Here is a 6,824-nt window from a genome sequence, read left to right as displayed (position 1 = left end):
CGCGCACGGCGCGTACCCTCGCGCGCATGATCACCTCCGAAGGCGAGCGGCTCGTGCGGGAGCACACCGTCTACTCCTGTGTGATGGGTTCCCGGGCCTTCGGCCTGGCCACCGAGGACAGCGACACGGACCGGCGCGGGGTCTTCCTCGCACCCACCCCGCTGTTCTGGGGCTTCACGAAACCGCCGGCCCATGTCGAGGGCCCGGCCGCCGAGCAGTTCTCCTGGGAGCTGGAACGCTTCTGCGAGCTGGCCCTGCGGGCGAACCCCAACGTGCTGGAGTGTTTGCACTCCCCTCTCGTGGAGCGGATCGACGCCACGGGCCGGGAGCTCATCGGCCTGCGCGGGGCGTTCCTGTCCCGCCGGGCCCACGGGACGTATCTGCGCTACGCGCTGGGCCAGCGGCGGAAGCTGGAGGCCGATGTCCGCACGCACGGCGCTCCGCGCTGGAAGCACGCCATGCACCTGCTGCGGCTGCTGGCGTGCGGCCGTGACCTGCTGCGGACCGGTGAGCTGCGGATCGAGGCCGGGGACGCGCGCGAGGACCTGCTGGCGGTGAAGCGGGGCGAGGTCCCGTGGGCCGAGGTGGAGCGCCGGATGACGCGGCTGGCCGAGGAGAACGAGGAGGCGGCCGCCCGCTCCCCGCTGCCGCCGGAGCCCGGCCGGGACCGCGTGGAGGACTTCCTGGTGCGGGCCCGGCGGGCTTCGGCGGACATGTCTCAGGAGCGGCGGGCCAGCCACAGCTGACGTGTGGAGCGGACGACCAGGTCCTCGCGGTGACGCACGTCCCCGGGGCCGCCGTCGAGCAGGGTGCCGAGCGCGGCGAGGTCCGCGGGGTCGGCCCGTCCGTCCAGGGCGCCGCGGACACGGCCGAGCACGAGGTGTGCGTACCGGCCGACGGCGTCGGGCAGCGGGGCGCGCAGCTCCAGCCGTTCCGTGCGTTCCTGTTCGACGGTGAAGCCGGCCGCGGCCAGCAGGGCGCCCCAGTCGGCGCCCAGGTGCGGCACCTGTCCGGCGTGGAGGCCCGCCAGCGCCTCGCGGCAGCGGTCCTCCAGGCCGGGGCGGCCCGCCACGGCGTCGTCCGGGAGGAAGTGCGGCATCCCGTCCAGCTCCGCGACGGCCAGCAGCCCGCCGGGACGCAGCGCGGCGCGGATCCCGGAGAGGGCGGCGGCCGGGTCGTCCAGGTGGTGCAGGGAGGCCGATGCCCAGACGAGGTCGGCGTCCGTGATGCCGCCGAGCCCGGTGCCCGCGTCCGTCTCCAGGGTGCTCACCCGGTCGTCCAGGCCCTTCGCCCGGGCCGACTCGGCGAGCCGGGCCAGCATCGCCGGAGAGCTGTCCACGGCGGTCGCACGGGCACGGGGGAAGCGCTCCAGCAGGGCGAACGTGCCGGCCCCGGTGCCCGATCCGAGGTCGACGACGTGGGTGACGCCGCCCCCGGCGAGCTCGGCGACCCGGCGGGTGACCGCGTCGAGGTACGGGGCGAAGATCTCGGCGTCGAGATCGAGCACGGCGGCGAGAGCGTCGTCCTGGCCGGTGTCCGCCTGTCCATGGCCGTGCTCATGGTGATGTCCGGGGCCGTGGTGGTGCGTGGGGGAAGCGGAAGATGTCATACGGCCGAGCCTACGAAGCTTTGCGCCCAGCGCATACTGTCTTGCCCATGACGCAAGAAGGCAGTGGCCTCGACGGCCTCGTACGCAAACGGATCCGGGCCCTGCGGGCCGCGCACGGCTGGTCGCTCGACGACCTCGCCGCCCGCTGCCACCTCAGCCCCTCCACCCTCAGCCGGATCGAGACCGGCCACCGCAGGATCGCGCTCGACCAGCTCACCGGGATCGCCCGGGCCCTCGGCACCTCGCTCGACCAGCTGGTCGAGACGGAGGCCGACGACGTCGTCACCAACCCCACCCACCACCCGGCGCACGGCCTGACCCAGTGGGCGCTGCGGGGTGATCCCGGCGTCACGGTGGCCCGGATACGGCTGACCGGCCCGCCGCCCGAGGGCCCCTCCGCGCTCAAGGCGCACCCCGGCCGGGAGTGGTTCACGGTGCTGTCCGGCACGGTCGTGCTGCTGCTGGGGGAACGGCGGCTGCGGGTGGAGGAGGGGCAGGCGGCGGAGTTCACCACGATGCTCCCGCACGCGCTGGGCGCCGTCGGCGGCCCGGCCGAGGTCCTCGGCATCTTCGACCGGGACGGCCGCCGCTCCCATCTGCGCGAACGGGCGTGAGAGGCGGCCGGGGCGGGGCCCCGGCCGCCCCGGAGCGCGGCCGTGGACCCCCCGCAGGTCCACGGCCGCATTCCCGCGCTCCTGGTCAGGCGTCCCAGAGCGCGGCCAGTGACAGCAGGTCGCTGCGGTACTCGATGCGCTCCGACCACTCCTTGGGCCAGGCCCCCGCCCCCAGGTGCGCTCCGGCCAGCGCGCCCGTGAGGCAGGCGATGGAGTCGGAGTCACCCCTCGTGCAGGCGGCCCGGCGCAGGGCGGTGACCGGCTCCTCGGGGAAGAGCAGGAAGCAGTGCAGAGCGGTGGCGAGGGCCTCCTCGGCGATCCAGCCGTCGCCGGTCCGCTCGCACGGGTCGGTCTCGGGCGACGGCCGGCGCAGCGCGTCCTGCACGTGTCCCAGCATGGCCAGGCACTCGTCCCAGCCCCGGCTGATGAACACCTCGGGCGAGGCGTCCCCGGTGTACCGCCACAGGTCACCGAGCCACCGGGTGAGGTAGCGGCCCCGGTTCTCGTAGGCGTAGGAGCGCAGCTGGCCCACCAGGCCGAGCGGTTCGGCCCCCTGGGCCAGGAGGTACACCGCGCGGGCCGTCAGGTCGGAGGCCGCCAGCGCGGTGGGGTGGCCGTGCGTGAGGGCGGCCTGGAGCTGGGCGGCCCCGGCACGCTGTTCGTCGCTGAGGCCGGGCACGAGGCCGACGGGGGCGACGCGCATGTTGGCGCCGCAGCCCTTGGAGCCGGTCCTGCTGGCCTCCTGCCAGGCCCGGTCACCCTCCAGCAGCGCACATGCCTCCAGGCAGGTGCGGCCGGGAGCGCGGTTGTTGTCGGGTGAGCGGTTCCAGCGCACGTACTCCTGCCGGACCGGGCCCACCATCCGCTGCGGGGTGAGCAGCCCCTGGTCCATGGCGGTGCGTATGCCGCGTCCGAGGGCGAGGGTCATCTGGGTGTCGTCGGTGACGAGCGCGGGCTCCGGGAGCCGCATCCCGCGCCAGGGCCCGCACTTCGCGAGGATCGCGGGGACGTCGTCGAACTCGGTGGGGAAGCCCAGCGCGTCGCCGAGCGCGAGCCCGGTCAGCGTTCCTGTGGCCGCCTGTTTGGTGAGGATTCGTGTCGGGATCATGGTGTCCGTCCTTCCGGACGCCCTTCCGGGCGCAACAGGGGTGGGTGCAGGGCGGTGGCGGCACCCGCCCGGTAGAGGGCGGCCGGTTTCCCCCGTCCGCCGGTGCGGCGCGGCGGTCCGTCCACGGCCTGGACGAAGCCGGGTGTGGTGAGGACCTTGCGCCGGAAGTTGGGCCGGTCCAGCTCGACGCCCCAGACGGTCTCGTAGACCTGCTGGAGCTCACCGAGGGTGAACTCCGGGGGGCAGAAAGCGGTGGCCAGGCAGGAGTACTCGAGTCTCGCGCCGATCCGGTCGTGCGCGTCGGACAGGATGCGGTCGTGGTCGAAGGCGAGCGCCCCGGTGGCACCCGCGTCCCACCACTGGGCCCGGGCCGCGTCCCCGCCGCCCCGTGGTTCGGGGAGATCGGGCACGAGCGCGGCGTACGCGACGGAGACGACCCGCATCCTGGGGTCGCGGTCCGGATCGCTGTAGGTGCGCAGCTGTTCGAGGTGGAAGGCGCACACGGACTTCTTCGTGAGCCCGGTCTCCTCGGCGAGTTCACGGCGGGCCGCCTCCTCGGCCGACTCCCGGGGCAGGACGAAGCCGCCGGGCAGCGCCCACCGCCCCTGGTAGGGGGCCTCGCCGCGCTCCACGAGCAGCACGTGGAGCCGTGCTTCGCGGACCGTGAAGACGGCGAGGTCGACGGTGACGGCGAAGGGGAAGAAGGCGTGGGGGTCGTACCCCTCGGGGGCGGTGCTCATCGTCGCTCCGGCAGGGGCGCGGTGAAGTGCCAGCCGGCGGCGAGGAGGTCGTCCACGGCGGCGACCGCCGTGTCGAGGCGTTCGCTGCGGCTCCCGGTGACCTCGATGAACTTCCTTCCCGTACGGGTGAGTTCGGCACGGAAGCGGTCCGTCATCCAGGGCCGCAGCTCCTCGTCGTCGCGCAGTCCGTCGTCCTCGAAGGCGACCCCCTCGTGGTCGGTGAGCAGCCAGAGGTGGTGGACGGCACGGTCGGCGGTCGTCTCGACGAGGGGGTTGCGCCCGCCGACGTAGCGCTCGTGCCAGACGGTGGTGGCGAAGGAGTCGGTGTCGCAGAAGAGGACCGGGGACCCCGCCCGCGCGGCGGCCTCCTCCCTGGCGTTCTGGGTCTCGGCGATGAGGGGGAAGTCGTCGGTGGTGAAGGTGACGTCCTCCCACCGGGCGTCCGGCCACCGGCTGCGCAGGGCGGCGAGTTTCGCCTCGCTGAACTCCCTGCCGTACTCGGCGACGTACCGTGTACGCGCCCAGACACCGCCGCGCTCCCGGTAGTGCCCGGCCAGGGCGCGGGCCAGCGTCGTGGTGCCGGTGGACTCGGCGCCCAGGACGACGATCCGGCGGGCGAGCGCGGCCCGCACGGGCGGCTCCAGGTAGTCCCAGCAGCGGGCGGGATCGGCGCGGACCGCGGTGCCCGACACGGGGAAGAGGACGCGGTCCGGATCGACGAGGACGGATTCCGCGCCGAAGCGGCGCGCCAGTTCCCGGCCGTACGGCTCCGAGGTGAAGACGGCGTCGACCCGTTCGGGCACGGCCGTGGTGAAGACCTCCATGTGGGCGTCCCAGACGGCCGCGTCGGTGAGGTCCACGGGGATGTCGTCGACGGCGCCCACCACCCGGACATCGGGGTGGACCTCCCGCATCCAGGCGACCCGGTCGGCGAGCGGCACGGATTCGACGGAGGCGGCGCAGACGAGGACGGTGAGCCTCTCGCAGCGGTCCCGTGCGGTGCGCACGAGGTGGTGGTGGCCGGCGTGCGGCGGATAGAACTTGCCGAGGACCAGACCGTGCCCGTGGCGCTTCACGCCGGCACCGCCGCGTCCTCGCGCCGGGCCGGGGCCAGGTCCCGGTTCCAGCTGCGCAGTCCGGCGACGCAGAGCGCGAGGAATCCGGCGTACAGCAGGGAGGTCAGGTAGAGCTCCTTGTGCGCGTAGAGCGGGATGTACACCACGTCGGCGGCGATCCACAGCCACCAGGACTCGACGCGCTTGCGGCACTGCCCGTACGTCGCCATGAGTGACAGCGAGGTGGTCAGGGCGTCCCAGAACGGCACGGTCGAATCCGTGGCCCGGGACAGGAGCAGGGTGAGACCGAGGGCCCCCGCCGCCCCCGCCGCGAGCAGCCAGCCCCATTCGGTGCGGGTGGTGCGCCGCACCGGCAGGACGGATGCGCCCGGTCCACCCCCGTGGGTCCAGGTCCACCAGCCGTACGCGGCGAGGGAGATGAAGACGACCTGCAGGCCGGCGTCGGCGTACAGGCCGGACTGGGCGAACAGCAGGATGAAGAACAGGTTGTTGGCGATGCCGATCGGCCAGTTGGCGAGGTGCTGGCGGGCCACGAGCCAGACGCACAGCGCACCGCTGCCGAAGCCCAGCACCTCGGTCCAGCTGACCGGAGTGCCCAGGACCGTCACCAGGGGCTGCTGCAAGGGGCCGAGTATGTCCGCGAGCGTCACGCCGCCTCCTTCTTAATAGTCATACTGACTATAAAGAAGAAAACGCGGACGCGAAAGGCCCGCGGCCGGTTCCTGTCCGGAAAAAACGAACGAGGAACCGGCCGCGGGCCGTTCGGAGTGGAGCGCGGTGACTACAGGCCGACCTCGCGCATCAGCATGCCCACCTCGGTGTTGGTCAGGCGGCGCAGCCAGCCCGACTTCTGGTCGCCCAGCGGGATCGGCCCGAAGGACGTCCGCACGAGGCGCTCGACCGGGAAGCCGGCCTCGGACAGCATGCGGCGGACGATGTGCTTGCGGCCCTCGTGGAGCGTGACCTCGACCAGGTAGTTCTTGCCGGTGTTCTCGACGACCCGGAAGTGGTCGGCGCGGGCGTACCCGTCCTCCAGCTGGATGCCGTCCTTGAGCCGCTTGCCGAGGTCGCGCGGGAGCGGCCCCTGGATCGCGGCCAGGTAGGTCTTCTTCACGCCGTACCTGGGGTGCGTCAGACGGTGGGCCAGTTCGCCGTGGTTGGTGAGGAGGATGATGCCCTCGGTCTCGGTGTCGAGCCGTCCGACGTGGAACAGCCGCGTCTCACGGTTGTTGACGTAGTCACCGAGGTTCTGGCGTCCGTCCGGGTCGCCCATGGTGGACACGACGCCGGCGGGCTTGTTCAGCGCGAAGAAGAGGTACGACTGGGTGGCGACGGTCAGGCCGTCGACCTTGATCTCGTCCTTCTGCGGGTCGACGCGCATGCCCTGCTCCAGGACGACCTCGCCGTTGACCTCGACCCTGGCCTGCTCGATCAGCTCCTCGCACGCCCGGCGCGAGCCCATGCCGGCCCGGGCGAGGATCTTCTGCAGGCGCTCGCCCTCCTGCTCGGCGCCGGGATGCGTCTTCGGCGTGCGGATCTCGGGCTTCTCCGCGTACCGGTCGCGGTTGCGCTGCTCGATCTTGGCGTCGAGCTCCCGCGGGCGGGCGGGCGCGCCCTGGCGCCGGCCGCCCTTGCTCACGTTCTGCGCCGTCCTCGGGCCGCCCTTGGCACCGCCGC

Annotated in this window: 8 protein-coding genes; 2 read left to right on the top strand and 6 right to left on the bottom strand. The window is 73.2% G+C overall.

Going from position 1 to position 6,824, the window contains the following annotated elements; all coding sequences use genetic code 11:
* Window positions 1-26: 26 nt before the first annotated feature.
* Entirely contained in the window at window positions 27-746 is a 720-nt protein-coding gene (locus VN520_RS07170; RefSeq protein WP_325746006.1) for a nucleotidyltransferase domain-containing protein, read from the top strand.
* Here the strand turns inward: VN520_RS07170 and VN520_RS07165 are convergent.
* Window positions 719-1,609, bottom strand: coding sequence for a class I SAM-dependent methyltransferase (locus VN520_RS07165; protein ID WP_325746005.1), 891 nt, complete (start codon window positions 1,607-1,609; stop codon window positions 719-721). The genes VN520_RS07170 and VN520_RS07165 overlap by 28 nt on opposite strands.
* Before the next feature lie 47 nt (window positions 1,610-1,656).
* Between VN520_RS07165 and VN520_RS07160 the strand changes: the two genes are divergently transcribed.
* Window positions 1,657-2,223, top strand: a complete 567-nt coding sequence (locus VN520_RS07160; RefSeq protein ID WP_325746004.1) for an XRE family transcriptional regulator — start codon at window positions 1,657-1,659, stop codon at window positions 2,221-2,223.
* An 85-nt stretch (window positions 2,224-2,308) separates the two neighbouring features.
* Here the strand turns inward: VN520_RS07160 and VN520_RS07155 are convergent, their stop codons facing one another.
* The 5 genes from VN520_RS07155 to VN520_RS07135 form a co-directional block, all read right to left on the bottom strand.
* A complete protein-coding gene (locus VN520_RS07155; RefSeq protein ID WP_325746003.1) occupies window positions 2,309-3,331 on the bottom strand; it encodes an ADP-ribosylglycohydrolase family protein in 1,023 nt (340 codons plus the stop codon).
* Window positions 3,328-4,071 (bottom strand): NUDIX hydrolase, encoded by a 744-nt coding sequence (locus tag VN520_RS07150; protein WP_325746002.1) that lies wholly within the window; start codon window positions 4,069-4,071, stop codon window positions 3,328-3,330. Before VN520_RS07150 ends, VN520_RS07155 begins: the two co-directional genes overlap by 4 nt.
* Entirely contained in the window at window positions 4,068-5,147 is a 1,080-nt protein-coding gene (locus VN520_RS07145; RefSeq protein ID WP_325746001.1) for an AAA family ATPase, read from the bottom strand. Before VN520_RS07145 ends, VN520_RS07150 begins: the two co-directional genes overlap by 4 nt.
* Window positions 5,144-5,797, bottom strand: a complete 654-nt coding sequence (gene pnuC, locus VN520_RS07140; RefSeq protein WP_325746000.1) for a nicotinamide riboside transporter PnuC — start codon at window positions 5,795-5,797, stop codon at window positions 5,144-5,146. The genes VN520_RS07145 and pnuC overlap by 4 nt, the downstream gene beginning before the upstream one ends.
* A 131-nt stretch (window positions 5,798-5,928) precedes the next feature.
* A partial coding sequence (locus VN520_RS07135) for a pseudouridine synthase (protein WP_325745999.1) occupies window positions 5,929-6,824 on the bottom strand: 896 nt, incomplete at its 5' end.

Origin of the sequence: Streptomyces sp. (assembly GCF_035563135.1) — a bacterium.
Lineage (GTDB): Bacteria > Actinomycetota > Actinomycetes > Streptomycetales > Streptomycetaceae > Streptomyces.
The sequence above is the reverse complement of the archived record's forward strand: the minus strand, read 5'-3'. Positions and strand labels throughout refer to the sequence as shown.